This is a genomic window from Ornithinicoccus hortensis, from assembly GCF_006716185.1.
GTDB classification, from domain to species: Bacteria; Actinomycetota; Actinomycetes; order Actinomycetales; family Dermatophilaceae; genus Ornithinicoccus; species Ornithinicoccus hortensis.
Map to the genome: position 1 here is coordinate 2,950,221 of NZ_VFOP01000001.1, position 23,422 is coordinate 2,973,642.

Genomic DNA, 23,422 nt, shown 5'->3' on the forward strand with positions numbered 1-23,422 from the left:
TCAACCCAGGTGGTCCACCCTGTTCAGCGCCACCACCTGGCGGTTGTGGAAGAAGTCGTCCTCCCGCAGGTGGGTGATCCCGCCGCTCGTGGCGCGGAAGGCGACGTAGCCGGCGGCCTCGATCGGCATCCCGATCCAGGCCGCCACCACGAAGGTGAGCGCTCCTCCGTGGGTCACGACCACCTGGTGCGGGCAGTCCCGTGCGGTGATCGTGTCCATCGCCCGGTAGATCCGGGTGGCGAGGTCGAGCTTGGTCTCGGCGCCGGCGATCCCCTCGTCGTGGTCCATCCGCTCCCCCGTGGCCGGCGGTGGCACGAAGCGCTCGTCGAGCCAGGCCTGCGGTCGCCCGCCGGCCTCGCCGTAGGACTTCTCCCGCAGGTCCGGCAGCAGGACGGGCTGCACCCCGAGGGCCGCACCGATGGGTTCGGCGGTCTCGACGGTGCGCCGCAGGTCCGAGCTGAACAGTTCGGTGGAGCCGCCCGCGGGCACCAGGTCCCGGATGGCCGCTGCCGCGGCCGCGGCCTGTTGCCGCCCACGGGGCGTGAGGGCGGAGTCGAACCAGCCACCGACCACCCCGTCGGTGTGGTGGCTGGCCTCTGGGTGGGTGACGACGTAGAGGTCTCGCATGGCCCGCCCCAGTATGCCGGGACCGGCACGGCATACGTGATGCTCGATGGCCGTGCCTGTCGATTCTTCCGGTGCTGGCACGTCATGCTGGTGGGAGCGCCCCGGCTCCCCCGAGACGAAGGAGCACCGATGTCGGACGACTACCTGGTCCTGCTGCCCGATGACGAGGACCGCTGGGCCGACGCGCCACCGGAGGTGCGGCAGGAGACCTACCAGCGGCACGTGGAGTTCGCCCGGCTGCTGGCCGAACGCGGCCACACCGTCCTCGGGGGTGCCGAGCTGGAGCACTCCCGGGAGGCCCGCGTCGTGCGGGGCACGCTCGACGACATCCAGGTCACCCAGGGGCCGTACGCGGAGACGGTCGAGCAGCTCAGCGGCTACTACCTGGGGCGCTCCGACGACCTGGACGACCTGCTGCAGGTGTGCGGCCTCCTCGCCGGACCGGACGCCGTGGAGGTGCGCCGGGTGGTGCCGGACAGCGACCCGGCCGCGGGGCAGCGATGAAATACCTGCTGCTGATGTATGGCGACGAGAGCGTCTGGGAGGAGGGCACCCCCGAGGAGCAGCAGGCCTGGTTGGCGGCCCACGACCGGTTCGACGCGGCGGTCCGGCAGCGGGCCCGGATGCTCGGCGGTGAGGCCCTGGCCGGCAGCGCCACGTCGACGATGCTCGCGCCGCAGGACGGTGGGGGCCGGCGCGAGGTCACCGAGGGCCCGTTCGCCGAGACGGTGGAGCAACTGGGTGGCTACTACGTGGTCGAGGCGGCCGACCTGGACCTGATGATCGAGTTGTGTCACGAACTCCCGGACTACTACCGGCTGGAGATCCGGCCGATCGTCGAGTTCGACCCCGAGGGCCCCTGACCGGTGCCGACGACGGGGGACACGGAGTCCGGTCACGCGCTCGAGGCCGCCTGGCGGGAGCACTGGTCGCGGCTGCTGGCCCTCCTGGTCGCCCGGTACCGCCGGCTGGACCTGGCCGAGGACGGCCTCGGCGACGCCTTCGCCGCGGCGGCCCAGCACTGGCCGACCGAGGGGGTGCCCGCGAATCCGCCCGCCTGGCTGCTGACCGCCGCCCGTCGGCGGGTCACCGACCGGCTGCGGGCCGAGGCGGTCGCCGCGCGCAAGGAGCCGCTCCTGGTCGTCGACGCCGACCTCAGTCACCGGGCCCAGCAACCACGGGCCGGCACGGGTGAGGAGATCCCGGACGAGCGACTCCGACTCGTCCTGCTGTGCGCCCACCCCGCCCTCTCCCCCGAGTCCTCCAGCATGCTGACGCTGCGCCTGGTCATCGGCCTGACGGTGCCGGACATCGCCCGGCTGTTCCTCGCCCGGGACTCCGCCGTCGCCGCGCGGATCACCCGCGCCAAGCGCCGCATCGTGGCCACCGGTATGCCGTTCGCCCTCCCCGCGCGGCAGGACCTCGCCGCCCGGGTCAACCGCGTCGCGGACGTCGCCTACCTGTCCTTCACGGCCGGGTACGTGCCGGGGCCGGGGGCCGACCTCTTCCGGGCGGACCTGGCGGGTGAGGCGCTGCGGCTGCTCCGCGTGGTCCGCGAGGTGACCGAACCGACGCCGACGGTGGACCTCGTGCTGGCCCTGACGCTGCTGCAGCACTCGCGGCGGGACGCGCGCGTCGACCCGCGGACCGGCGACCTCGTGCTGCTGCCCGACCAGGACCGGTCCCGGTGGCACCGGGCCGAGATCACCGAGGCGCTGGACCTGCTCGCGCCCTACCTGGAGGCCCCGCCCGCCCCGGGAGCCGGCGGGGTCCGCCTGTTGGAGGCACTGATCGCGGCCGAGCACGCCCTGGCGCTCACCGCCCACCAGACCCGCTGGGACCGGATCGCCGACTATTACGACCAGTTGGAGCGGCTCACCGGCTCACCCGTCGTGCGGCTGAACCGGGCCGTCGCCGTCGCGGAGGCGCAGGGCCCCGCCGCCGGGCTGGCCCTGCTGGACGGGTTGCCTCCCGGCGGCGACCCGCACCGCCTTCCCGCCGTGCGGGCCGAGCTGCTAGCCCGGTGCGGGCGTGTGGAGGCGGCGGCCGCGGCATACGACGAGGCCATCGCGCTGTGCCGCAACGAGGTGGAGCGGGTCCACCTCGAGCAGCGGGCGCAGCAACTGCACCGGGAGGGCCGCTAGACCAGCCTCCCCTGGAGACGTGCTGCGGCACGAGGCACGTGCTGCGGCCGGGTCAGGGCGGGGTCAGCACCGGGTGCAGGTCCTTCATCCGGAACCGCTGCAGCCGGCGCACCGCGAGGGTGCACAGCACCATGGTGACCAGGGTGATCACGGCGAGTACCAGGACGTCCCGCACCAGCCGGTCGGCTGGGCCGCCGGAGATCACGATCCGGAAGCCGTCGATGAGGTAGGTCATCGGCAGCACCGGTGCGATGGCCGAGAAGAACTCCGGGAGCAGCGCGGACGGGTAGGTGCCGCCGGAGGACGGCAGCTGCAGGATCAGCAGCACCAGCGTCAGCGCGGACGCCACGCTGCCCAGGGCCGTGCGCAGCAGGTGCGCCACGGCCGAGAAGCACAACGCACCGAGCGTGGTCAGACCGAGCAGGGCCGCCGGCCGCACCGGGTCCAGGCCGAGGGTGAACCACACGGTGAGGACCATCAGGAGCGCGCCGAGCACCGCGATCGTCCCGATCGGGATCCAGGCGGTCAGCGCCAGGCGGACCGCGTTGGCCCGACCGCTGAGCACCCGGGGCGAGATCGGGCGGACCACCATGAACACCGAGATGCCGAACACCCACAACGCGATCGCGAAGAACATCGGCGCCACGCCGCGGCCGTAGTACGTCGCCGGGTTGTCCACCGTCATCTCCACGTCCGTCGGGGAGGCCAGCACCGAGGCCGCGGTGTCCTGCTCCTGCTGGGTGTAGACCGGGAGGCGGTCGACGCCGTCCGCCAGCCCTTCGGCTAGCTGGTGCGCCCCGTCCTGCAACTGGCCCAGGCCCTCCGACAGGTCGGCGCTGCCGTCGCGCAGCTGCCCGAGCCCCTCGGACAACTGGTCCAGCCCATCGGCCAGTTCGGCGCTGCCGGGGGCCAGCTCCTGCAGACCGATGAGCAGCTGGGTGCTCCCGGCATGCGCCTGCCCGACGCCGGAGTGCAGGTCGGCCGCCCCCGCCGCCACCTGCTGGGCGCCGTCATCGAGCGCGACGAGGCTGTCGTGGGCGGCGTCCAGCTTCGCCGCGAAGTCGTTGTCCCGGATCCGGGCGTCGATCCGGGCCGCGGTGTCCGCGATGGCCTGGGCCCGCTCGTCGATGTCGCCGGTGCGACCGTCCACCCGGTCCACCACCTCCGTGATCTGCTGCCACGCCGGGTCGTCGGCGAGCTCGGGATAGCGCTCCTCCAGGTCGGCCATCTCGGCCCGGATCGCCTCGACGTCCCCGTCGAGCTGGCCGGTCAGCTCCGCGACGGCCTCGCTCACCGCCACCGCGTCCCCCGAGATCTGCTCGGCCTCCTCCTGCAGGGCGGGCAGGTCCTCCTGGAGCTGTTCCAGCGGGGGCAGCACCGTGGCGTTCAGCTCGCTGGTGCCGGCGGCGACCTGGCCGGCGCCGTCCTTGAGCGCGGCCGAGCCCTCCTCCAGCTGGGCCAGTCCGGTGTCCAGCTCGGCCGCGCCGTCCCGCGCGGCGGCCACCCCGTCCGCGACCTGGTGCCCGCCGTCGGCGGCCGTGCTGGCGGCGTCGTCGGCCTCCGCGGCGCCGGCTGCCAGCTCGGCGGCGCCCAGGGCGGCCTCGTCCAGCCCGTCGGCCAGCTGCGTGCCGCCGTCGCTGGCCTCCTGCATGCCGGCCCGGATCTGGTCCAGGTTGGCGAACACCGCGTCGAAGTAGGACTCGATCGCCGAGGCGTCGATGGACCGTTCGATGCTGTCCTGGGCACGGGCGGTGATCGACCCGATGACGAAGCCGTTGGCGTCGTCGGTGCGCAGGTCGACGCGGGCCCGCTGCGGGTCGTCGCCCGCCCCGCTGACCAGGTTGGCCGAGAAGTCCGGCGGCACGGTGACGGTCATGTAGTAGCGCCCGTCGCGCAGGCCCTGCGCGGCGTCCACCTCGTCGGTGAACTGCCAGGCGAAGGCCGGGTCCTCCTGCAACGACGCGACGAAGTCGTCCCCCGCGGTGACGGTCCGGTCCCCCACCGTCGCCGGCTGGTCCTGGTTGACGACCGCCACCGGGAGCCGGTCCAGCTTGCCGTAGGGGTCCCAGTTCGCGGTGAGGTAGATGGCGCCGTAGAGCAGCGGGACGATGAGCACGAAGCCCAGCGCCAGGCGGGGCAGGCTGCCCCGAAAACGGCGCAGCTCGAACCGGGCGAGACGGGCTGCAGGGAAGGGCATCAGCGGGCTCCTGCCGTGTGGGCCGCCGGGTCCGGCAGCTCGATGATCGGGTACCGCCCGGCGCTCGGGTCCTCGAGGCAGGACGCGACGACGGTCACCCCGTCCTCGGCGAGCCGTTCCAGGCGGCGCAGCACGTGCAGCTGTTCCTCGCGCCGCAGCCCCAGATCGAGGTCGTCCAGCACGACCAGCTCGGGCGGACGGATGCAGGCCAGCCCCACCGCGAGCAGGGTCCGGTCCAGGGCCGGCAGGTCGACGACCAGGTCGTCGGTCAGGTGCAGCCCGAGCCGGCCGGCGAGCAGGGCCATCCGGTCCGCCCCCTGCGCGGTAGGAACCCCGTCCATCAGGCACCGCTCGGTGATGCACTCCGGGACGGTCAGCTGCTCCTCGATCTCCACCAGGCCGGTGATCCGGGCGACCGAGGCGATGCTCCGCACGGTGCGGGACCGGTCCAGGTGCTGGTGGTCGACGACAAGGGTCCCCTCGAGTCCGGCCATCCGGCCGGTGAGTGCCAGCAGCAGCGCGGACCTACCCGAGCCGGAGGGGCCGACCAGCAGGACCACGCTCCCGGCGGTGAGTTCGGCGTCGACGGGGCCGAACACCATCCCGCGGGAGGTGCGCAGCGTCAGCTGTTCGGCCAGCACCAGGGTGCGGGGCGGTCCGGACGGGTGGTGAGCCATGGCGTTGGGTCCTTCCGGGTGGACGGGTACGCCGCGGCCGCGGCCGCGGCCGGGTCAGCGCCGGAACTTGATCATGGTCAACCCCAGCAGGCGGGCGACCACGAGGCCGACATAGAAGATGCCCATCATCATCTGGAGCATCAGCACCGCCCGTGCCTGGTTGGCCTCCGCGCCGACCGAGATGTCCGACAGGCCGGTGTTGGTGAGGGTGGTGAAGGACAGGAACAGCAGCTCGTTCCAGGACAGCGCCCCGTCGTGCCAGGCCGAGACGTAGGACCCGGGCCAGAGCAGTTGCACGACGTCGTGGGTGTAGGCCCACGCCCACGCGAGCACCGTGAAGCAGGCCGCGGTGGCGAACAGCTCGTCGCGGCTGACCCAGATGTCGGCGAACATGTAGCGCAGCAGCGAGATGCCGGTGAAGAAGTAGAAGCAGGAGTGCGCGATCGCCGAGGTCAGTTCGATCGTGCCATTGCCCGGGGCGACGGCCTCGGCGATGGTGAGCACGAAGACCGGCACCCCCAGCACCCAGGCGATCCAGGTGGTGGCCGGGGTGCGCCGGACCGCGGCCACGGCCAGCACCAGCACGGCCAGCCCCAGGATCGAGACGAAGGTGCGGCCGAGGCCGCCCGAGGTGGTGAACGGGTAGAGCAGGACGGCGGAGAGCTGCACCGCCAGGAGCACCGCGGACGGGTTGTCGTGCAACGCGTCCCAGATGCGCTGGGGCCGGTTGCGTCCGGCGGCCCCGGCATACTCGAACATCAACCCCGCCCGGTGAGTTCCCAGGCGTCCTCGGACTCTTCCTCGTCCCCCTCGTCCTCCGCGTAGACCGGCCCGTCGCCGTGCGCGGGCGGGGCATCGGCCGGGTAGTCGTCGTACCCGTCGTCGGCGGCATCGCCCGCGGCGTCCGCCCCGGTATCAGCCGGCGCCGGGGGCTCGGCACCCTGCAGCACGGCCAGCGTCGTCTCGAGGTCCTCCGGCTTGACCAGCACGTCGCGGGCCTTGCTGCCCTCGGACGGCCCGACGATGTTGCGCGACTCCATCAGGTCCATCAGGCGACCGGCCTTGGCGAAACCGACCCGCAGCTTGCGCTGCAGCATCGAGGTCGACCCGAACTGGGTGGTGATCACCTGTTCGGCGGCCTGCAGCAACAGGTCGAGGTCGTCGCCAATGTCGTCCTCGATGACCTTCTTGGTGGCCGGTGCGGTGACGTCCTCGCGGTAGACCGGCTTGAGCTGGGAGGTGACGTGCTTGACCACGTCCTCGATCTCGGTCTCGGTGACCCAGGCCCCCTGGACGCGCATCGTCTTGGAGGCGCCCATCGGCAGGAACAGCGCGTCGCCCTGCCCGATCAGCTTCTCGGCACCCGGCTGGTCCAGCACCACCCGGCTGTCCGCCAGCGACGAGGTCGCGAACGCCATCCGGGAGGGCACGTTGGCCTTGATCAACCCGGTGACCACGTCCACCGACGGCCGCTGGGTGGCCAGCACCAGGTGGATGCCGGCGGCCCGGGCCAGCTGGGTGATCCGCACGATCGACTCCTCCACGTCGCGCGGGGCCACCATCATCAGGTCGGCAAGCTCGTCGACCACGACCAGCAGGTAGGGGTAGGGCTGCAGCACCCGCTCGGACCCGGCGGGCGGGGTGAGCTTGCCCGCCCGCACCGCCTTGTTGAAGTCGTCGACGTGCTTGAACCCGAAGGCCGACAGGTCGTCGTAGCGGTGATCCATCTCCTTGACCACCCAGGCCAGCGCCTCGGCCGCCTTCTTCGGGTTGGTGATGATCGGGGTGATCAGGTGCGGGATGCCCTCGTATGCCGTGAGCTCGACCCGCTTGGGGTCGACGAGGATCAGCCGGACCTCGTCGGGGGTGGCCCGCACCAGGATCGAGGTGATCATCGAGTTGATGAAGCTGGACTTACCCGAACCGGTGGCGCCGGCCACCAGCAGGTGCGGCATCTTGGCCAGGTTGGCGATGACGTAGCCGCCCTCGACGTCCTTGCCGACGCCCATCACCATCGGGTGGACGTTGTTGTGCGCCGCCTGGCTGCGCAGGACGTCACCGAGGCTGACGTTCTCCCGGTCGGTGTTGGGGATCTCGACACCGACCGCGGACTTGCCCGGGATCGGGGACAGGATGCGGACCTCGGCGGAGGCCACGGCATACGCGATGTTCTTGGACAGCGCGGTGATCCGCTCCACCTTCACGCCCGGCCCGAGCTCGACCTCGTAGCGGGTGACCGTGGGGCCGCGCATGAAGCCGGTGACCTGGGCGTCGACGCCGAAGTCGTCGAGCACGCCGGTCAGCGCGTCGACCACCTTGTCGTTGGCGGCCGACCGTGCCTTGTGCGGGCTGCCCGGCTTGAGCAGCTCGTTGTCCGGGAGCGTGTAGGTGACGTCGCCGGCCAGCACCAGCTGCTCGACCCGCTGCGGCAGCGGGGTGGTGGGCGGGGCCTCCAGCTCCTCCTTGGCCCCGGCGGGCGGGTTCTTCACGCCCGGGATGCCGGCCGGCTTGGCGCCCGGCCGCGGGATCGGCTGGGTGTCGTCCCCACCGCGTGCGGCCGCTCCATTCGACGTCCCGCCCGGCGCCGGCTGCCCCTCGGCGGCACCGGCAGTGCGGCGGTCCTGGGCGGCCTTGGCCCGCAGCGAACGGGCCTTCTTGGCCTCTACCTCGGCCGCCTGGTCGAAGGCCTGGTCCCCCTCGCGGTCCCCGAGCCGCTGGCGCTCCTTGCGGGAGCGGGCGGGCTTGCGGGTCGCGTCGTGGACGAGTCCGTCCTCGTCCTCCCCCGGCTGCTGGTCGAACCGGGCGGAGTCGAAGAGGTTCTGCTCCAGCTCGCGCAGCCGCTCCGGGATCCGGTGGACCGGGGTCGCGGTCACCACCAGCAGGCCGAACACGGCGAGCAGGAGCAGCACGGGGACGGTCACGTAGACCGAGACCGCGGTGCTGATCGGGCTGGCCACGATGAACCCGACGATGCCGCCGGCGCCGCGGATCACGTCCGCACCCTCGCCGTAGTCCGGTGACCCGAGGGTGACGTGGGTCAGGCCGCACGCGGCGAGCGTCAGCGCCGTGGTGCCGATGACCAACCGATTGGTGGCGGCCTGGTCCTGCGGCGCGCGCAGCAGCCGGATGCCGAAGAGCAGCAGCACGACCGGCAGCGCGAGCGCGACCCGGCCGAAGGTGCCCGCCGTCACCGCGTGGATGGCGTCCCCCACCATGCCCTGCAGACCCCACCACTCGCGGACGGCCACGACCAGCGCCAGCGCGATCAGCAGGAAGCCGATCCCGTCGCGCCGGTGCTCCGGCTCCAGGTCACGGGCCGTGTTCCCCACCTTGCGCACCGCGCCTCCGGTCACTGTCGCCATACCCATCCACGTCCCTCGGGCCGCGCGCCAGGGCAACGGCGCCCGGTCCTTCTTGACCGGGCTCGTGCTCCTGCCACGCGGCGTGCTCTTGCCTCTGCTGCCACTGCTGCGGCCGCTGGCCCGACCACCGGACCCGCTGCGGGCGGACCCGGAGGATCGTCCCGTCGCCGGGCGCGTCGAACCCTTGCGCTGGCCACCGGAGGTGGAGCGTGCAGCAGTCGTCGCAGTCTTGGCCACGTTGGCACGGTACGCCAGATTCACGTCTGCATCACGTGTCACACGCGGCACGGGCCAGATCCGGCTGTCCCCGCGCACGCTGCGCCGCCCGTCGCCGGGTCCGGTCGGTCAGGCGTCGATGACAATCGGGATGATCATCGGCCGGCGGCGCAGCTTGCCGCCCATGTAGGAGCCGACCGTCCGGCGGATCACCTGCTGCAGCTGGTGGGTGTCGGTCACGCCGTTCTGCCGGGCCTGCTCCAGGGCCTCGTCGAGGCGGGGCCGCAACCGCTCGAAGACCGCCTCGTCCTCGGCGAAGCCGCGGGTCTGGATCTCCGGACCGGCGGCGACCTTGCCGGTGCTGGCGTCGCGCACCACGATGATCGTCACGAAGCCCTCGTCGCGCAGGATCCGGCGGTCCTTGAGCAGCGTCTCGGTCGTGCCACCCACCGACGAGCCGTCGACGTAGATGTAGCCGCAGTCGATCGCCCCGGCGATGCGGGCCTTGCCGTCCTTGAGGTCGACCACGACCCCGTCCTCGGCCAGGATGACCCGCTCGCGCGGCACCCCCGTGGCCACGGCCAGGTCGCCGTTGGCGACCAGGTGGCGCCACTCGCCGTGCACCGGCATGACGTTGCGGGGGCGCACGATGTTGTAGCAGTAGAGCAGCTCGCCGGCGGAGGCGTGGCCGGAGACGTGGACCAGGGCGTTGCCCTTGTGGACCACCTTGGCGCCCAACCGGGTCAACCCGTTGATCACCCGGAAGACGGCGTTCTCGTTGCCGGGGATCAGCGAACTGGCCAGCAGCACGGTGTCGTCGACGCCGACCTCGATCTTGTGGTCCCGGTTCGCCATCCGGGACAGGGCGGCCATCGGCTCGCCCTGGGAGCCGGTGCAGATCAGCACCTGCTGGGACTCCGGGAGCTGAGCCAGCCGCCCCAGGTCGACCAGGACCCCGTCGGGCACCTTCAGGTAGCCGAGGTCGGCGGCGATGCTCATGTTGCGCAGCATGGAACGCCCGACCATGGCGACCTTGCGCCCGTTGGCCGCGGCGGTGTCCAGCACCTGCTGCACCCGGTGGACGTGCGAGGAGAAGCACGCCACGATGATCCGCCGGCTGGCCTGGTGGAAGACCTGCTCGATGGCCGGGGCGATGTTCTTCTCCGGCGTGGTGAAGCCGGGGACCTCGGCGTTCGTGGAGTCGGTGAGGAACAGGTCCACGCCCTCCTCCCCCAGCCGGGCGAAGGACCGCAGGTCGGTGATCCGCCCGTCGAGCGGCAGCTGGTCCATCTTGAAGTCGCCGGTGTGCAGCAGGGTCCCGCCGGGCGTGCGGATGAACACCGCGAGCGCGTCCGGGATGGAGTGGTTGACCGCCACGAACTCGCAGTCGAAGGCGCCGAAGGACTCCCGGTCCCCCTCCTTGACCCCGAGCGTGAACGGGGTGATCTTGTGCTCCTTGAGCTTGGCCTCGATGAGGGCCAGGGTGAGCTGGGAGCCGACCAGGGGGATGTCCGGCTTCATCCGCAACAGGTAGGGGACGGCGCCGATGTGGTCCTCGTGGCCGTGCGTGAGCACGATGGCCACGACATCGTCCATCCGGTCCTGGATGTACTCGAAGTCCGGCAGGATCAGGTCGACGCCCGGGTGGTGCTCCTCCGGGAAGAGCACCCCGCAGTCCACGATGAGGAGCTTGCGGCCGTACTCGATGACGGTCATGTTGCGCCCGACCTCGCCGAGCCCCCCGAGGGCGACGACGCGGACGGCGCCCTTGGCCAGGGGTTTGGGACGGGTCAGTTCGGGGTGCGGGTGACTCATGGGCCACAGCGTAGTCAGGTCGGGACCTTCGACCCTGGCCACGTCGCCGGGAAGTGCCGAAGATGGTGGTGGAGGGAGCGGCGACGGGCCGCCCCCCGTCCTGGAGGAGGGCATGATGAGCGCGCGCAAGGTCGTCGTCGGCTACGACGGGACCCCGGAGTCGGTCGCCGCACTGGAGTGGGCCGCCCACGAGGCCAACCGGCGCGGGGTCGACCTGCACATCGGCCACGCCGACCCGTATGCGGCGCAGACCCTGCCCGTCTACCCGCTCGAGGTCGGCAAGACCGTCCTGGAGGCCGCCCACGAGCTGCTCGCCCAGGCGACGCGGCGGGCCGCCAAGGTGCTCCCGGAGGACCGGATCACCAGCGAGGCCGTCGTGACCAGCCCCGCCTCCTACCTGATCGAGCTGTCCGAGGAGGCCGAGCTGGTCGTCACCGGCAGCCGGGGCCGGGGCACCCTGGCGGCGGGCCTGCTCGGGTCGGTCGCGTATGCCGTGGCCGCCCACGCCCGCTGCCCGGTCGTGATCGTGCGGGGCGAGACCCTCGCCCCCGCCCCCGGGCGCCCGGTCGTCGTCGGGGTGGACCGGTCGGAGTCCTCGGACCGGGCCGTCGACCAGGCCGCCGCGATCGCGGCCGACCAGGGCGTCGCGCTGCGCCTGGTGACCGTGGCCGCGCAGCCAGCGGCCGCCGTCTGGACCTCCTACGGCCAGCTGGCCCAGGACCTGTTCCGGGAGCAGCACCGGATGGCCGACCGGATGGTCGGCGAGCTCTCCGAGCGGGTCGCGCAGGAGCACCCGGGCCTGACCATCGAGTCCCGGGTGATCGAGGGCGACCCCGGGGTCGCGCTGGCCAACGAGGGCCGTGGCGCGAGCCTGCTGGTCGTGGGTTCGCGGGGACGCGGCGGCTTCCGCGGGATGCTGCTGGGCTCCATCAGCCACCGCGTGGTCCACGCGGCGAGCTGCCCGGTGATGGTGGTGCGCAGCGCCTAGAGTGGGGGGATGCAGCCGTATCTCGACCTGCTCGACCGGGTCCGCTCCGAGGGTGTCCGCAAGGAGGACCGCACCGGCACCGGCACGCTGTCGGTCTTCGGCCACCAGATGCGGTTCGACCTGGCCGCCGGCTTCCCGGCCCTGACCACCAAGAAGCTGCACCTGCGCTCGATCATCGGCGAGCTGCTGTGGTTCCTGCGCGGGGACACCAACGTGCGCTGGCTGCAGGAGCGCGGCATCAGCATCTGGGACGAGTGGGCCGACGCGGACGGCGACCTCGGCCCGGTCTACGGGCACCAGTGGCGGTCCTGGCCGACGCCGGACGGGCGGACCATCGACCAGATCGCCAGGGTGGTCGAGGGCCTGCGCACCAACCCGGACTCGCGGCGCCACATCGTCTCGGCGTGGAACGTCGCCGAGGTCGACGACATGGCCCTGCCGCCGTGCCACACCCTCTTCCAGTTCTACGTGGCCCCGGCCACCGACGACGGACCGGCCCGGCTGTCCTGCCAGCTCTACCAGCGCAGCGCCGACATCTTCCTGGGCGTGCCGTTCAACATCGCCTCCTACGCGCTCCTGACGCACATGGTCGCCCAGGTCACCGACCTGGCCGTGGGCGACTTCGTGCACACGATGGGTGACGCCCACCTCTACCTGAACCACCTGGACCAGGCCGCCGAGCAGCTGACCCGGGTCCCCGGCGCCCTCCCCACGCTCTGGCTGAACCCGGACGTCCGCGCGATCGACGCCTTCGAGCTGGAGGACATCGAGGTCCGTGACTACGTCGCCGCCCCCAGCATCAAGGCCCCGATCGCGGTATGAGGACCCGGTCGTGAGCCCGGACCGTTTCCGGGTGGTGCCGGCCGCCTACCTGGCGCTCACCCGGCCCGGCGACTCCGGCCCCGAGGTGCTGCTGCAGCTGCGGCGCGGCACGGGCTACATGGACGGGTGGTGGGCCTGCGGCGCCGCCGGCCACGTCGAGCGGGGCGAGTCCCTCGCCGAGGGCGCGGTCCGGGAGGCGGCGGAGGAGCTCGGCATCGGGCTCGCGCCGCAGGACCTGCGGTTGTTCGCCGTGCTGCACCGCACGGTCGCCCTCGAGGACCCGGTCGAGGACCGGATCGACGTCTTCCTGGAAGCCACCCGCTGGTCCGGTGACCCGCAGATTGCGGAGCCGGACAAGTCCGCCGAGCTGCGCTGGTGGCCGCTGTCCGAGCTGCCCGCACGGGTCGTGCCGCACGAGCAGCAGGCGTTGGACGCGCTGCGCGAGGGCGCCGCCCCGGCCGTCCTCACCCGCGGCTTCCGGCAGTCCCTGACCCTGGTGGCCGCGGTCGGCCGCAACCGGGTGATCGGCGACGGCGCCGGCATGCCGTGGCACCTGCCGGAGGACCTGGCGTTCTTCAAGCGGACCACCCACGGCGGCACCCTCCTGATGGGCCGCGGTACCTGGGACTCGATCGGGCGGGCGCTGCCCGGGCGCCGCACCATCGTGCTCACCCGCGACCACGGGTGGTCGGCCGAGGGTGCCGAGACGGCAGCCTCCCTGGCGGAGGCCCTGCTGATGGCCGGTGACGGGGAGATCTTCGTCGCCGGTGGTGGGCAGGTCTACGAGCAGACGATCCGGTATGCCGACCGCCTGGTGATCACCGAGGTCGCCCAGGAGCCGGAGGGCTCGGTGACCTTCCCCGAGATCGACCCCACGTCATGGCGGGAGACGAGCAGGGAGCGTCGCGACGGCTTCGACTGGGTGGAGTACCGGCGCGTCGACCGGGGGTGAGCCCCTCAGCGCGAACTATCCCGAGGCATTCGCCTCACGCGTCGTAGTCGAGGGTCACCTCGTCGGTGACCGGGTGCGACTGGCAGGCGAGAACGATGCCGGCATCCACCTCTTCGGGCTCCAGGGCGTAGTTGCGGTCCATCGTGACCTCGCCGTCGACGACCCGGGCGCGGCAGGTGCCACACACGCCGCCGGTGCAACTGAACGGGGCGTCGGGCCGCTCCCGCAGCGTGGCGTTGAGGATGGTCTCGGCCTTGGAGGGCATCGGCACCTTGGTGGTGCGGCCGTCCAGGGTGATCGTGACGACCGCCTCGGGGTCCGCCTCGAGGTCGACCTCGACCGCCTGCGGCGGGGCCCCCGCCCCGGCCTCGTCCACGTGAAAGATCTCGTGGTGCACGTGGTGGTCGTCCACGCCCAGCTCGTCCAGCAGCTCGCGGGCCGACTCGACCATGCCGAACGGGCCGCAGAGGTACCACTCGTCGACGTCGTCGACCGGCACGAAGGTGGCGACGAACCGTTCCAGCTTCTCCCGGTCGATCCGGCCGGTGAACAGCTCGACGTCCTGCACCTCGCGGGACAGCACGTTGATCAGGACGAACCGGCCGGGGAACCGGTTCTTCAGGTCCATCAGCTCCTCCAGGAACATGATGGAGTCGGTCCGGCGGTTGCCGAAGATCAGGGTGGCCCTCGACCCGGGCTCCTCCTCCAGTGCGGTGCGCAGCAACGAGATCACCGGGGTGATGCCAGAGCCGGCGGCGACCGCCACGTGGTGCCGGGCCGTGTCCGGCCGGGTCGGGCAGGTGAACCCACCCAGCGGGCTCATCACCGAGATGGTGTCCCCCGGCGCCACCTCGTCGTTGAGCCAGTTGGACATGACGCCCCCGGCGACCCGGGCACTGGCCACCCGCAGCTCGCCCGCGCCCGCCTGGGCCCGGGACAGGCAGATCGAGTAGGACCGGCGGACGTCCTCGCCGTCGATCGTCGCCCGCAGGGTCAGGTGCTGGCCGGGTTGGAACTCAAACTCCTCGGCCAGGTCCTCGGGCACGGCGAAGGTCACCGCGACGGCCTGGTCGGTGAGCCGCTCGACACGGCGGACGGTCAGGTCGTGGAAGGTCGCCCGACGCCGGGCCGGGCGGGACAGGGTCACGCTCACGGGAGGCCTTTCTGGACGCTCAGAGGGACTTGAACTCTTCGAACGGCTCGCGGCAGGACCGGCAGCGCCGCAGCGCCTTGCAGGCCGTGGAACCGAAGCGGGAGAGCTCCTCGGTGTCGGAGGAGCCACAGGTCGGGCAGTCCACCCGTCTGACCGACAGCCCGACCGTGACCGGACCGACAGCGCGCTCACCAGTCGGCGGGGCGATGCCGAAGCGGCGCAACCCCTCCCGCCCGGACTCGCTCATCCAGTCGGTGGTCCACGCCGGTGAGAGCACGGTCTCGATCTCGGCGCGCATCCCGTGCCGCCGGGCCACCCGGTCGATCGCGTCGGTGATCGCCTGCATCGCCGGGCACCCGCTGTAGGTCGGGGTGATGGTGACCCGGACCAGGGCCTCGGCTGCGCCTTCCGGGTCCTCCCGGACCTCGACCCCGCGCACGATGCCCAGGTCGTCGATGGTGATCACCGGGATCTCGGGGTCCAGCACGGCGCGCACGGCCCGCTCGACCTCGGCAGCCCGGGCCGGGGCGTTCACGGTCATCACGGTCACCAGCTCGCCCCGGGGTGGCTGCGGTGGATGTGCTGCATCTCGGCCAGCAGGTAGCCCATGGGCCGGGAGTGGATGCCCTCGCGGCCGCCACGGGACCGCCAGCGCGACTCCTCGGGCAGGTCCAGGGTGGCCTCCTGCACGACCGCGCGCACGTGGGCCACGGCGCCGTCGTGCAGCGTCGAGGGCAGCACCCCGATGCCGGCCTCCGCGGCCCAGCGGCTGGCCTCGTCGTCGTCGAACAGCTCGGCCAGGTAGGGCAGCACGGCCTCCAGCCCGGCCTGCATCCGGGCGTGGCTCTCCTCCGTGCCGTCGCCCAGGCGCAGCACCCACTGGCCGGCGTGGTCGCGGTGGTAGGCGACCTCCTTGAGCGCCTTCTCGGCGACCCCCCGCAACGTCTCGTCCGAGGTGGGCAGCTCCAGCAGCGCGGTGTAGAGCTCGCACTGGTAGCTGGCGAACCACAGCATCCGGGCCATCTCCTGGCCGAAGTCACCGCGCGGCTGCTCCACCAGGTGGACGTTGCGGAACTCCCGCTCGTCGCGCAGGTAGGCCAGGTCGTCCTCGTCGCGGCCGGCGCCCTCCACCTCCCCGGCGTGGGTGAGCAGCGTCCGGGCCTGCCCCAGCAGGTCCAGCCCCACGTTGCCCAGGGCCATGTCCTCCTCGATCTGGGGGGCGTTGGTCAGCCACTCCCCCAGCCGCTGGGCGTAGACCAGCGCGTCGTCGCCCAGACCCAGGAGGTAGGCGACGCGGGCGGGCACCGGGGTCCCGGTCGCCGAGGCGACCGAGCCGGCGGCGGCAGCGGTCTCGCTCACAGGTACTCCACGTCCTCGGGGACGTCGTAGAACGTCGGGTGCCGGTAGACCTTGTCGGCCGCGGGGTCGAAGAAGCTGTCCCGCTCGTCGGGGCTGGAGGCGGTGATGTCCTCGGAGGCCACGACCCACAGCGAGACCCCCTCCTGCCGGCGGGTGTAGAGGTCGCGCGCGTTGCGCAGCGCCATCTCGGCGTCCGGGGCGTGCAGCGACCCGGCGTGCACGTGCGACAGGCCCCGCTTGGCGCGGACGAACACCTCGTACAGGGGCCAGTTGCCCGATCCCGCGGGCGTCTGCTCGCTCACGCGACCGCCCCCGCCGCGGCACCGGCACGGGCGGCCTGCTTGTCGGCATACGCCACCGCGGCCTCCCGCACCCAGGCGCCCTCGTCGTGCGCCGCCTTGCGGTGGCTGATCCGCTCGGCGTTGCACGGTCCGTCGCCGCCGAGGACCCGCCAGAACTCGTCCCAGTCGATCGGGCCGAAGTCCCAGTGACCGGTCTCCTCGTTGTAGGTCAGGTCGGGGTCGGGCAGGGTCAGGCCGAGCTTCTGCGCCTGCGGCACGGTCATGTCGACGAACTTCTGGCGCAGGTCGTCGTTGGTGAACCGCTTGATGCCCCAGGCCATGTTCTGCGCGGTGTGGCCACCCTTGGCCTGCTCCCCAGAGTCCGGCGGGCCGAACATCATCAGCGCCGGCCACCACCAGCGGTTGGCCGCGTCCTGGGCCATCGCCTTCTGCTCCTCGGTGCCACGGGCCAGCACCCAGAGGATCTCGAAGCCCTGGCGCTGGTGGAAGCTCTCCTCCTTGCAGACCCGGATCATCGCGCGCGCGTAGGGGCCGTAGGAGCAGCGGCACAGCGGCACCTGGTTCATGATCGCGGCGCCGTCGACCAGCCAGCCGATCGCGCCCGCGTCGGCCCAGGTCAGCGTCGGGTAGTTGAAGATCGAGGAGTACTTCTGCTTGCCGGCGTGCAGCAGGTCGAGCATCTCCTCGCGGTCCATCCCGAGCGTCTCGGCCGCGGAGTAGAGGTAGAGCCCGTGCCCGGCCTCGTCCTGCACCTTGGCCATCAGGATCGCCTTGCGGCGCAGGCTCGGCGCGCGGGAGATCCAGTTGCCCTCCGGCTGCATGCCGATGATCTCGGAGTGGGCGTGCTGGGCGATCTGCCGGATCAGCGTCTTGCGGTAGCCCTCGGGCATCGCGTCCCGGGGCTCGATCCGCTTGTCGGCCGAGACCAGCCCGTCGAAGTACGCCATGTGTTCTTCGACCGCGGACGCGTAGTCCTCGGTCTCCGCCGCGTTGAGGGGACCGTCACCAGGGTCACCGAAGTCGTTGCCGTACATGTCCCCCAGTATGCCCCATCCGGCGCCACTTTGTTACATCATCGACGTCGACCGACGTCGGGAGTGTCACAAGCCGCACGGGTGCGAGACTGGACGGGTGAGCCATCCCCATACGCATTCCCCCGGGCCGTCCGCGGACGCGAGCGTGCGCACCGGCCGGACCACGGACGCACCCGCCGTGGGGTTGGTCCAGGCGACCGTCTGGACGGAGGCGTATGCCGACCTGTTGCCCCGGGAGGCGGTCGACCAGTTCGAGGGTCCCGCCTTCGCCTCCGTGTGGCGCCACTCGCTGGAGGCGCCCCCGACGCCGGTCCACCGGCTGCTCGTGGCCTGCGCCGGCGACCAGGTGGTGGGCTTCGCCGCCATCGCGCCCGCCGACGAGGCGGAGCCCGGGGTGCCCGCCGGCGCCGGGGAGCTGACCGTGATCGCGGTCCACCCGGACGCGCGCCGGCACGGCCACGGGTCCCGCCTGCTCAACGCGGTCGGGGACACGCTGCGAGCAAACGACCGGACCACCCTGGTGAGCTGGCTCCCGGCGACCGACGAGGCGACCCGGGCGTTCCTGGACACCGCCGGCCTGCACCCCGACGGCGCGTGGCGCGAGCGGGTGGTCGGCCCCGAGGGGCAGACCCTCCGGGAGATCCGGGTGCAGGCGGGCCTGTGACCGGGACGCAACGGTCCCTGCGCTCCCGGCCGGTGGTGCGCAAGGGCCTGGCAGTGGGGGTGGCCTCCGGCCTCTACGGGATCTCCTGCGGCGCCCTCGGCGTGGCGGCCGGGCTCACCGTCTGGCAGACCATGCTCACCTCGCTCCTGCTGTTCAGCGGCGGATCCCAGTTCGCCTTCTTCGGCGTGATCGGGGCCGGCGGCAGCCCGGTCGCGGCGGTCGCGACCTCGAGCATGCTCGGCATCCGCAACGGGCTCTACGGACTGGAGCTGGTCAAGCTGCTGGACGTGCGGGGCTGGCGCCGCCCGGTCGTGGCGCACCTGACCATCGACGAGTCGTCCGCCGTGGCGATCACCGAAACCGACCCGCGGGACCAGCGCCTCGGGTTCTGGGTGACGGGGCTGGCGATCTTCGTGCTGTGGAACCTCACCACGCTCGCCGGGGCCCTGCTGGGGTCGGTGATGGGTGACCCGAAGGCCTGGGGCCTGGACGCCGCTGCCGCCGCGGCCTTCGTCGGGCTGCTCTGGCCCCGGCTGCGCGGCCGGGACCCGCTGGCGGTCGCGGCCCTGGCGGTCGTCCTCACCGTCGTGGTCGCCCCGTTCACCCCGCCCGGCGTGCCGATCCTGATCGCGACCGTCGCGGCCCTCGTCGTGGGGCTGGCGGGTCGCCGTGGCCGTGAGGAGGTCCCGGCGTGACGCTCTGGATCGCGGTGCTGTCCGCCTGCCTGATCGCCTACCTGCTCAAGCTGGCCGGCTACCTGGTGCCGCACCACCTGCTCGAGACCCCGGCGGTCGCCCGGGTCACCCCGCTGCTGCCGGTCGCGCTGCTGTCCTCGCTCGTGGTGACCCAGGCCTTCCTCGACTCCGGGGGCACCCTGGTGCTGGACGCGCGGGCAGCCGGAGTGGGCGTGGCGGTCGTGGCGCTGGTCCTCCGGGCCAACTTCCTCGTCGTGGTGGTGCTGGCCGCCGCCACCGCGGCCCTGGTCCGTGCCCTCGGGGGCTGAGCTGATGGCGCCCGGACCGGCCCGGATCATCGGTGTCGACCTGGCGCGCATGCTGGCGCTGCTGGGGATGATCACCGCCCACCTGGTGGACACCTACCGCCCCGACGGCAGCGTCACCGTCTGGCACCAGATCGTCTCGGGTCGGTCCGCGGCGCTGTTCGCGGTGCTGGCCGGCCTGTCGATCGCCCTGGTGACCCGGCGCGCCGTGGACCCCCAGCGGGTATGGGGCCTGCGCGCGCAGGTCGCGGTCCGGGCCCTGGTCATCGCCTGCCTGGGCCTGGCGCTGGGGATGTTCGACTCCGGCCTGGCCGTGATCCTGACCTACTACGGGGTGCTCTTCCTGGGGGCGCTGCCGGTGCTCCGGTGGGGCGCCCGTCGGTTGGCCCTCCTGGCCATCGGCTGGGGCCTGGCCTCGCCGGTGGCGAGCATGCTGCTGCGGCCGCACCTGCCGCCCAACAGCTACGACGTGCCGGACCCGCTGTCCGTCTTCTCCCCCTGGCAGCTGGTCACCGAGCTCACGGTGACCGGCTACTACCCCGTGCTGACCTGGGCGACCTACCTGTTCGCCGGGATGGCGATCGGCCGCCTCGACCTGCGGTCCGCCGCGTGGGGGCGGCGGCTCCTGGTCTGGGGTGCCTGGGGCTCCGTCCTCGCCCTGGCGGTGGCCCGCCTGGTCACCCGCCCCGACGGCGTGCGCACCGCCCTGGTCGACAGCTACGACCGCTGGGAGCGGGTGACCGACTGGGCCGACCTGCAGGAGGTGCTGCGCAACGGGCTCTACGGCACCACCCCGACCGGCTCCTGGTGGTGGCTGGGCGTCTGGTCCCCGCACAGCGGGTCGATCGTGGACCTGGCCCACACGGTCGGCACCAGCATGCTGGTCCTCGGGCTCGCCCTGGTGCTCGCCCACGAGACCGGCCCGCGGGCGGCGGGCACCTGGCGGATCCTGTCCGGGGCGGGGACGATGACGCTCACCCTGTATGCCGTCCACGTCATGGTGGTCTCGGCGCCGGACTCCTGGCCGGGCGCGCACAACCTCCTCGTCCACCTGGTCGGAGCCGTCCTGATCGGCGCCACGTTCGCCGCCCTGCGACGGCGCGGACCGTTGGAGCAGGTCGTCGGCCAGCTGTCGACCTCCGTCGGACACCGGTGAGTCCTCCGCACCACGGGTAACACCACGGGGTATGCTAGGTGAACACCAGGTGAACAGGAGGTGTACACCATGGACCGCATTCCCGCGATCTCCCCGAGCGTCCTCGCTCCGACGCGACCGACCCTGTCCTGGGTCCCGGTGACCGGACCCGACGGGCGCATCCGCATGGAGATGCGCTGGCACGTCGGGTCGCGGCACCTCGTCGCCAAGGCCGGCGCAGCCGCCTGATCCGACCGCCGGCTCCTCCGGCATACGAGCAGTGGCCGGGCCCCCGATCGGGGGCCCGGCCACATCTCATCCGGTCAGCGGTGCCGCGCGTGGCGGCACGCTGGTCTCAGCGTTCCGGCTCAGGCGTTGTCGCCCTCGCCGGAGGGGGCGCCACCCTCGTCCGCGGACTCGCCGCCGGTGGACTCGCCACCGCCGTTGCCACGGCCGCGGCCACCACGCCGGCGCCGGTTGCGGCGGGGACGGCTGCTGCCACCCTCGCCACCGTTGTCGCCGTCGGCACCGTTGTCGCCGTCGGCACCGTTGTCGCCGGTCTCCTCGGCGCCGTCCGCGCCGGTGTCACCGGCCGCCTCGGGGGCCTCGACCGGAGCCACCGGAGCCTCGGCCTGGGGCTGCGCCGGGGCCTCGCCCTGCGGTGCAGCGGCCTGCTCGGCGCCGTCACCGGCGACCACGGCCGCCAGCGAGAGCTTGCCCCGCGGGTCGATCTCCTTCAGCTCGACCTGGACCTTCTGGCCCACGCCAAGCACGTCCTCGACGGCGTCGATGCGCTTGCCGCCGACGAGCTTGCGGATCTCGGAGATGTGCAGCAGGCCGTCCTTGCCCGGCAGCAGCGAGATGAACGCCCCGAAGGTCGTCGTCTTCACCACGGTCCCGAGGAAGCGCTCGCCGATCTCCGGCATCTGCGGGTTGGCGATCGCGTTCACGGCGGCCCGGGCGGCCTCGGCGGAGGGGCCGTCGGTCGCGCCGATGTAGACGGTGCCGTCGTCCTCGATCGAGATGTCGGCGCCGGTGTCCTCCTGGATCTGGTTGATCATCTTGCCCTTCGGGCCGATGACCTCACCGATCTTGTCGACCGGGACCTTGACGCTGATGACGCGGGGAGCGTAGGGGCTCATCTCGTCAGGGGCGTCGATAGCCTCGTTCATCACGTCCAGGATGTGCAGACGGGCCTCGCGGGCCTGGGTCAGCGCACCACCGAGCACCGAGGCGGGGATGCCGTCGAGCTTGGTGTCCAGCTGGATCGCGGTGACGAACTCGCGGGTGCCGGCGACCTTGAAGTCCATGTCACCGAACGCGTCCTCCGCGCCCAGGATGTCGGTCAGCGCCGCATACGCGGTCTCGGTCGTGCCGTCCGCGTTCTCGACGGTGTCGGAGACCAGACCCATGGCGATGCCGGCGACGGGGGCGCGCAGCGGCACGCCCGCGTTGAGCAGCGACATGGTGGAGGCGCACACCGAGCCCATCGAGGTCGACCCGTTGGAGCCGAGCGCCTCGGAGACCTGGCGGATCGCGTAGGGGAACTCCTCGCGGGTCGGCAGGACCGGCATCAGGGCACGCTCGGCGAGCGCACCGTGGCCGATCTCCCGGCGCTTGGGCGACCCGACGCGTCCGGTCTCACCGGTGCTGTAGGGCGGGAAGTTGTAGTTGTGCATGTAGCGCTTGCGGGTCACCGGCGACAGGGTGTCCAGCTGCTGCTCCATGCGCAGCATGTTGAGCGTGGTGACGCCCATGATCTGGGTCTCGCCGCGCTCGAAGATCGCCGAGCCGTGCGCCCGCGGGATGACCTCGACCTCGGCGGACAGGGCCCGGATGTCGGCCAGCCCGCGGCCGTCGATGCGCACCTTGTCCTTGAGGATGCGCTGCCGGATGAGCCGCTTCTGGACGGCCCGGTAGGCGGCGTCCAGCTCCTTGTCGCGACCGGCGAACGGTGCGTCCGGGCTCACGTCGGAGTCCCCGGCGGCGTCCCAGTGCAGCCCCAGGAGCTTGCCCTTCATGGCCGTCTTGATCTCGGAGATGCGGTCCTCGCGCTCGGCCTTGCCGGCGATCTGCAGCGCCGACTCCAGGTCGCTGGTGACCTCGGCCTCGACGGCGGCGAGGGCGTCGTCCTGGTAGTCCAGGAAGCGCGGGAACTCCTGCACCTCCTTGGCCGCGGCGGCGGCCAGCTCGGACTGCGCCTTGCACAGGGTGGCGATGAAGCCCTTGGCGGCCTCCAGGCCCTGGGCGACGATCTCCTCGGTCGGTGCCTGCTTGCTCTCCAGGTTCACCAGGTCCCAGGTGGCCTCGGTCGACTCGGCCTCGACCATCATGATGGCCACGTCGTCCTGGCCGTCCTCGGTCTGCCCGACGATCCGGCCGGCAACCACCATGTCGAAGGTGGAGCGGGCGGCGTCGCTGAAGTTCGGGAAGGCGACCCACTGGCCGTCGACCAGGGAGACGCGGACGCCACCGATCGGGCCGCTGAACGGCAGGCCGGAGATCTGGGTGGACAGCGACGCGGCGTTGATCGCCAGCACGTCGTACTGGTGGTCCGGGTTCAGGGACAGCACGGTGATGACGACCTGGACCTCGTTGCGCAGGCCGGAGACGAAGCTCGGGCGCAGCGGCCGGTCGATCAACCGGCAGGTCAGGATGGCGTCGGTCGAGGGGCGACCCTCGCGGCGGAAGAAGCTGCCCGGGATCTTGCCCGCGGCATACATCCGCTCCTCCACGTCGACGGTCAACGGGAAGAAGTCGAAGTGGTCCTTCGGGTGCTTGCCGGCCGTGGTGGTCGACAGGAGCATGGTTTCGTCATCGAGGTAGGCGGTGACGGAGCCGCCGGCCTGCTTGGCCAGGCGCCCGGTCTCGAACCGGACGGTGCGGGTGCCGTACTGGCCGTTGTCGATAACGGCCTCGGCGGAAGTGATCTCTGGACCCTCCATCGGGGCCCTCCTTTTCTCTCTTCGCTCAGC

Annotated in this window: 23 protein-coding genes; 11 read left to right on the forward strand and 12 right to left on the reverse strand. The window is 72.2% G+C overall.

The features are described from left to right. Entirely contained in the window at positions 1-627 is a 627-nt protein-coding gene (locus FB467_RS13750) for a histidine phosphatase family protein (RefSeq protein WP_141785604.1), read from the reverse strand. 129 nt (positions 628-756) lie between these two features. On the opposite strand from FB467_RS13750, the gene FB467_RS13755 reads away from it, so the two are divergent. The 3 genes from FB467_RS13755 to FB467_RS13765 are packed head-to-tail and all read left to right on the forward strand — an operon-like array spanning position 757 to position 2,771. Then, positions 757-1,131, forward strand: coding sequence for a YciI family protein (locus FB467_RS13755; RefSeq protein ID WP_170230729.1), 375 nt, complete (start codon positions 757-759; stop codon positions 1,129-1,131). After that, positions 1,128-1,490, forward strand: a complete 363-nt coding sequence (locus FB467_RS13760) for a YciI family protein (protein ID WP_141785606.1) — start codon at positions 1,128-1,130, stop codon at positions 1,488-1,490. Before FB467_RS13755 ends, FB467_RS13760 begins: the two co-directional genes overlap by 4 nt. 3 nt (positions 1,491-1,493) lie before the next feature. After that, positions 1,494-2,771, forward strand: a complete 1,278-nt coding sequence (locus tag FB467_RS13765) for an RNA polymerase sigma factor (RefSeq protein ID WP_141785607.1) — start codon at positions 1,494-1,496, stop codon at positions 2,769-2,771. Between the two features lie 52 nt (positions 2,772-2,823). Here the strand turns inward: FB467_RS13765 and FB467_RS19350 are convergent, their stop codons facing one another. From FB467_RS19350 to FB467_RS13790, 5 genes are all read right to left on the reverse strand, one after another. Further along, entirely contained in the window at positions 2,824-4,968 is a 2,145-nt protein-coding gene (locus FB467_RS19350; protein WP_141785608.1) for a YhgE/Pip domain-containing protein, read from the reverse strand. Continuing rightward, entirely contained in the window at positions 4,968-5,645 is a 678-nt protein-coding gene (locus FB467_RS13775; protein ID WP_141785609.1) for an ATP-binding cassette domain-containing protein, read from the reverse strand. Before FB467_RS13775 ends, FB467_RS19350 begins: the two co-directional genes overlap by 1 nt. Before the next feature lie 54 nt (positions 5,646-5,699). Then, positions 5,700-6,404, reverse strand: coding sequence for an ion channel (locus FB467_RS13780; RefSeq protein WP_141785610.1), 705 nt, complete (start codon positions 6,402-6,404; stop codon positions 5,700-5,702). After that, positions 6,404-9,013 carry a DNA translocase FtsK gene (locus FB467_RS13785; protein ID WP_228393515.1) on the reverse strand — a complete coding sequence of 870 codons (2,610 nt, stop codon included), beginning with the start codon at positions 9,011-9,013 and terminating at the stop codon, positions 6,404-6,406. Before FB467_RS13785 ends, FB467_RS13780 begins: the two co-directional genes overlap by 1 nt. 339 nt (positions 9,014-9,352) lie before the next feature. Continuing rightward, the gene (locus FB467_RS13790; protein ID WP_141785611.1) at positions 9,353-11,038 is read right to left on the reverse strand and encodes a ribonuclease J; all 1,686 of its coding nucleotides are present in this window, start codon (positions 11,036-11,038) and stop codon (positions 9,353-9,355) included. Between the two features lie 115 nt (positions 11,039-11,153). Here FB467_RS13790 and FB467_RS13795 point away from each other — a divergent pair, with 115 nt between their 5' ends. Genes FB467_RS13795 through FB467_RS13805 form a run of 3 tightly spaced genes read left to right on the forward strand, consistent with a single transcriptional unit; the run spans position 11,154 to position 13,800 of the window. Then, positions 11,154-12,026, forward strand: coding sequence for a universal stress protein (locus FB467_RS13795; RefSeq protein WP_170230730.1), 873 nt, complete (start codon positions 11,154-11,156; stop codon positions 12,024-12,026). A gap of 9 nt (positions 12,027-12,035) precedes the next feature. Next, positions 12,036-12,848, forward strand: coding sequence for a thymidylate synthase (locus FB467_RS13800; protein WP_141785613.1), 813 nt, complete (start codon positions 12,036-12,038; stop codon positions 12,846-12,848). 10 nt (positions 12,849-12,858) lie between these two features. Further along, the gene (locus FB467_RS13805; RefSeq protein ID WP_141785614.1) at positions 12,859-13,800 is read left to right on the forward strand and encodes a dihydrofolate reductase; all 942 of its coding nucleotides are present in this window, start codon (positions 12,859-12,861) and stop codon (positions 13,798-13,800) included. A gap of 34 nt (positions 13,801-13,834) precedes the next feature. Here the strand turns inward: FB467_RS13805 and paaE are convergent, their stop codons facing one another. From paaE to paaA, 5 genes are read right to left on the reverse strand one after another with little or no spacing between them, the layout of a single operon-like run. After that, positions 13,835-14,953, reverse strand: coding sequence for a 1,2-phenylacetyl-CoA epoxidase subunit PaaE (paaE, locus tag FB467_RS13810; protein WP_141785615.1), 1,119 nt, complete (start codon positions 14,951-14,953; stop codon positions 13,835-13,837). A gap of 19 nt (positions 14,954-14,972) precedes the next feature. Further along, positions 14,973-15,494, reverse strand: a complete 522-nt coding sequence (gene paaD, locus FB467_RS13815; RefSeq protein WP_141786680.1) for a 1,2-phenylacetyl-CoA epoxidase subunit PaaD — start codon at positions 15,492-15,494, stop codon at positions 14,973-14,975. A 5-nt stretch (positions 15,495-15,499) separates the two neighbouring features. Next, on the reverse strand, positions 15,500-16,312 hold the full coding sequence (gene paaC / locus FB467_RS13820; protein WP_228393338.1) for a 1,2-phenylacetyl-CoA epoxidase subunit PaaC: 813 nt from the start codon (positions 16,310-16,312) through the stop codon (positions 15,500-15,502). Beyond that, positions 16,309-16,614, reverse strand: a complete 306-nt coding sequence (paaB, locus tag FB467_RS13825) for a 1,2-phenylacetyl-CoA epoxidase subunit PaaB (protein ID WP_141785616.1) — start codon at positions 16,612-16,614, stop codon at positions 16,309-16,311. Before paaB ends, paaC begins: the two co-directional genes overlap by 4 nt. Next, positions 16,611-17,648, reverse strand: a complete 1,038-nt coding sequence (gene paaA, locus FB467_RS13830) for a 1,2-phenylacetyl-CoA epoxidase subunit PaaA (RefSeq protein ID WP_141785617.1) — start codon at positions 17,646-17,648, stop codon at positions 16,611-16,613. Before paaA ends, paaB begins: the two co-directional genes overlap by 4 nt. Positions 17,649-17,745: 97 nt before the next feature. On the opposite strand from paaA, the gene FB467_RS13835 reads away from it, so the two are divergent. From FB467_RS13835 to FB467_RS18540, 5 genes are all read left to right on the forward strand, one after another. Next, entirely contained in the window at positions 17,746-18,312 is a 567-nt protein-coding gene (locus FB467_RS13835) for a GNAT family N-acetyltransferase (RefSeq protein ID WP_228393339.1), read from the forward strand. After that, entirely contained in the window at positions 18,309-19,007 is a 699-nt protein-coding gene (locus FB467_RS13840; RefSeq protein WP_141785618.1) for an AzlC family ABC transporter permease, read from the forward strand. Before FB467_RS13835 ends, FB467_RS13840 begins: the two co-directional genes overlap by 4 nt. Further along, complete coding sequence (locus tag FB467_RS13845; protein ID WP_141785619.1) at positions 19,004-19,315, forward strand: AzlD domain-containing protein; 312 nt, start codon at positions 19,004-19,006, stop codon at positions 19,313-19,315. The genes FB467_RS13840 and FB467_RS13845 overlap by 4 nt, the downstream gene beginning before the upstream one ends. Positions 19,316-19,319: 4 nt before the next feature. Beyond that, entirely contained in the window at positions 19,320-20,468 is a 1,149-nt protein-coding gene (locus FB467_RS13850; RefSeq protein ID WP_141785620.1) for a heparan-alpha-glucosaminide N-acetyltransferase domain-containing protein, read from the forward strand. 69 nt (positions 20,469-20,537) lie between these two features. Next, complete coding sequence (locus FB467_RS18540) at positions 20,538-20,696, forward strand: hypothetical protein (RefSeq protein ID WP_153390287.1); 159 nt, start codon at positions 20,538-20,540, stop codon at positions 20,694-20,696. Between the two features lie 119 nt (positions 20,697-20,815). On the opposite strand, the gene FB467_RS13855 is transcribed toward FB467_RS18540, so the two are convergent. Next, entirely contained in the window at positions 20,816-23,392 is a 2,577-nt protein-coding gene (locus FB467_RS13855; RefSeq protein ID WP_141785621.1) for a polyribonucleotide nucleotidyltransferase, read from the reverse strand. Between the last annotated feature and the right edge of the window lie 30 nt (positions 23,393-23,422).

Coding starts and splice junctions, on each gene's coding strand:
- FB467_RS13750 (WP_141785604.1), bottom strand. CDS start 627: ATGCGAGACCTCTACGTCGTCACCCACCCAGAGGCCAGCCACCACACC.
- FB467_RS13755 (WP_170230729.1), top strand. CDS start 757: ATGTCGGACGACTACCTGGTCCTGCTGCCCGATGACGAGGACCGCTGG.
- FB467_RS13760 (WP_141785606.1), top strand. CDS start 1,128: ATGAAATACCTGCTGCTGATGTATGGCGACGAGAGCGTCTGGGAGGAG.
- FB467_RS19350 (WP_141785608.1), bottom strand. CDS start 4,968: ATGCCCTTCCCTGCAGCCCGTCTCGCCCGGTTCGAGCTGCGCCGTTTT.
- FB467_RS13775 (WP_141785609.1), bottom strand. CDS start 5,645: ATGGCTCACCACCCGTCCGGACCGCCCCGCACCCTGGTGCTGGCCGAA.
- FB467_RS13780 (WP_141785610.1), bottom strand. CDS start 6,404: ATGTTCGAGTATGCCGGGGCCGCCGGACGCAACCGGCCCCAGCGCATC.
- FB467_RS13785 (WP_228393515.1), bottom strand. CDS start 9,013: ATGGGTATGGCGACAGTGACCGGAGGCGCGGTGCGCAAGGTGGGGAAC.
- FB467_RS13790 (WP_141785611.1), bottom strand. CDS start 11,038: ATGAGTCACCCGCACCCCGAACTGACCCGTCCCAAACCCCTGGCCAAG.
- FB467_RS13795 (WP_170230730.1), top strand. CDS start 11,154: ATGAGCGCGCGCAAGGTCGTCGTCGGCTACGACGGGACCCCGGAGTCG.
- FB467_RS13800 (WP_141785613.1), top strand. CDS start 12,036: ATGCAGCCGTATCTCGACCTGCTCGACCGGGTCCGCTCCGAGGGTGTC.
- paaD (WP_141786680.1), bottom strand. CDS start 15,494: ATGACCGTGAACGCCCCGGCCCGGGCTGCCGAGGTCGAGCGGGCCGTG.
- paaA (WP_141785617.1), bottom strand. CDS start 17,648: ATGTACGGCAACGACTTCGGTGACCCTGGTGACGGTCCCCTCAACGCG.
- FB467_RS13850 (WP_141785620.1), top strand. CDS start 19,320: ATGGCGCCCGGACCGGCCCGGATCATCGGTGTCGACCTGGCGCGCATG.
- FB467_RS18540 (WP_153390287.1), top strand. CDS start 20,538: ATGGACCGCATTCCCGCGATCTCCCCGAGCGTCCTCGCTCCGACGCGA.
- FB467_RS13855 (WP_141785621.1), bottom strand. CDS start 23,392: ATGGAGGGTCCAGAGATCACTTCCGCCGAGGCCGTTATCGACAACGGC.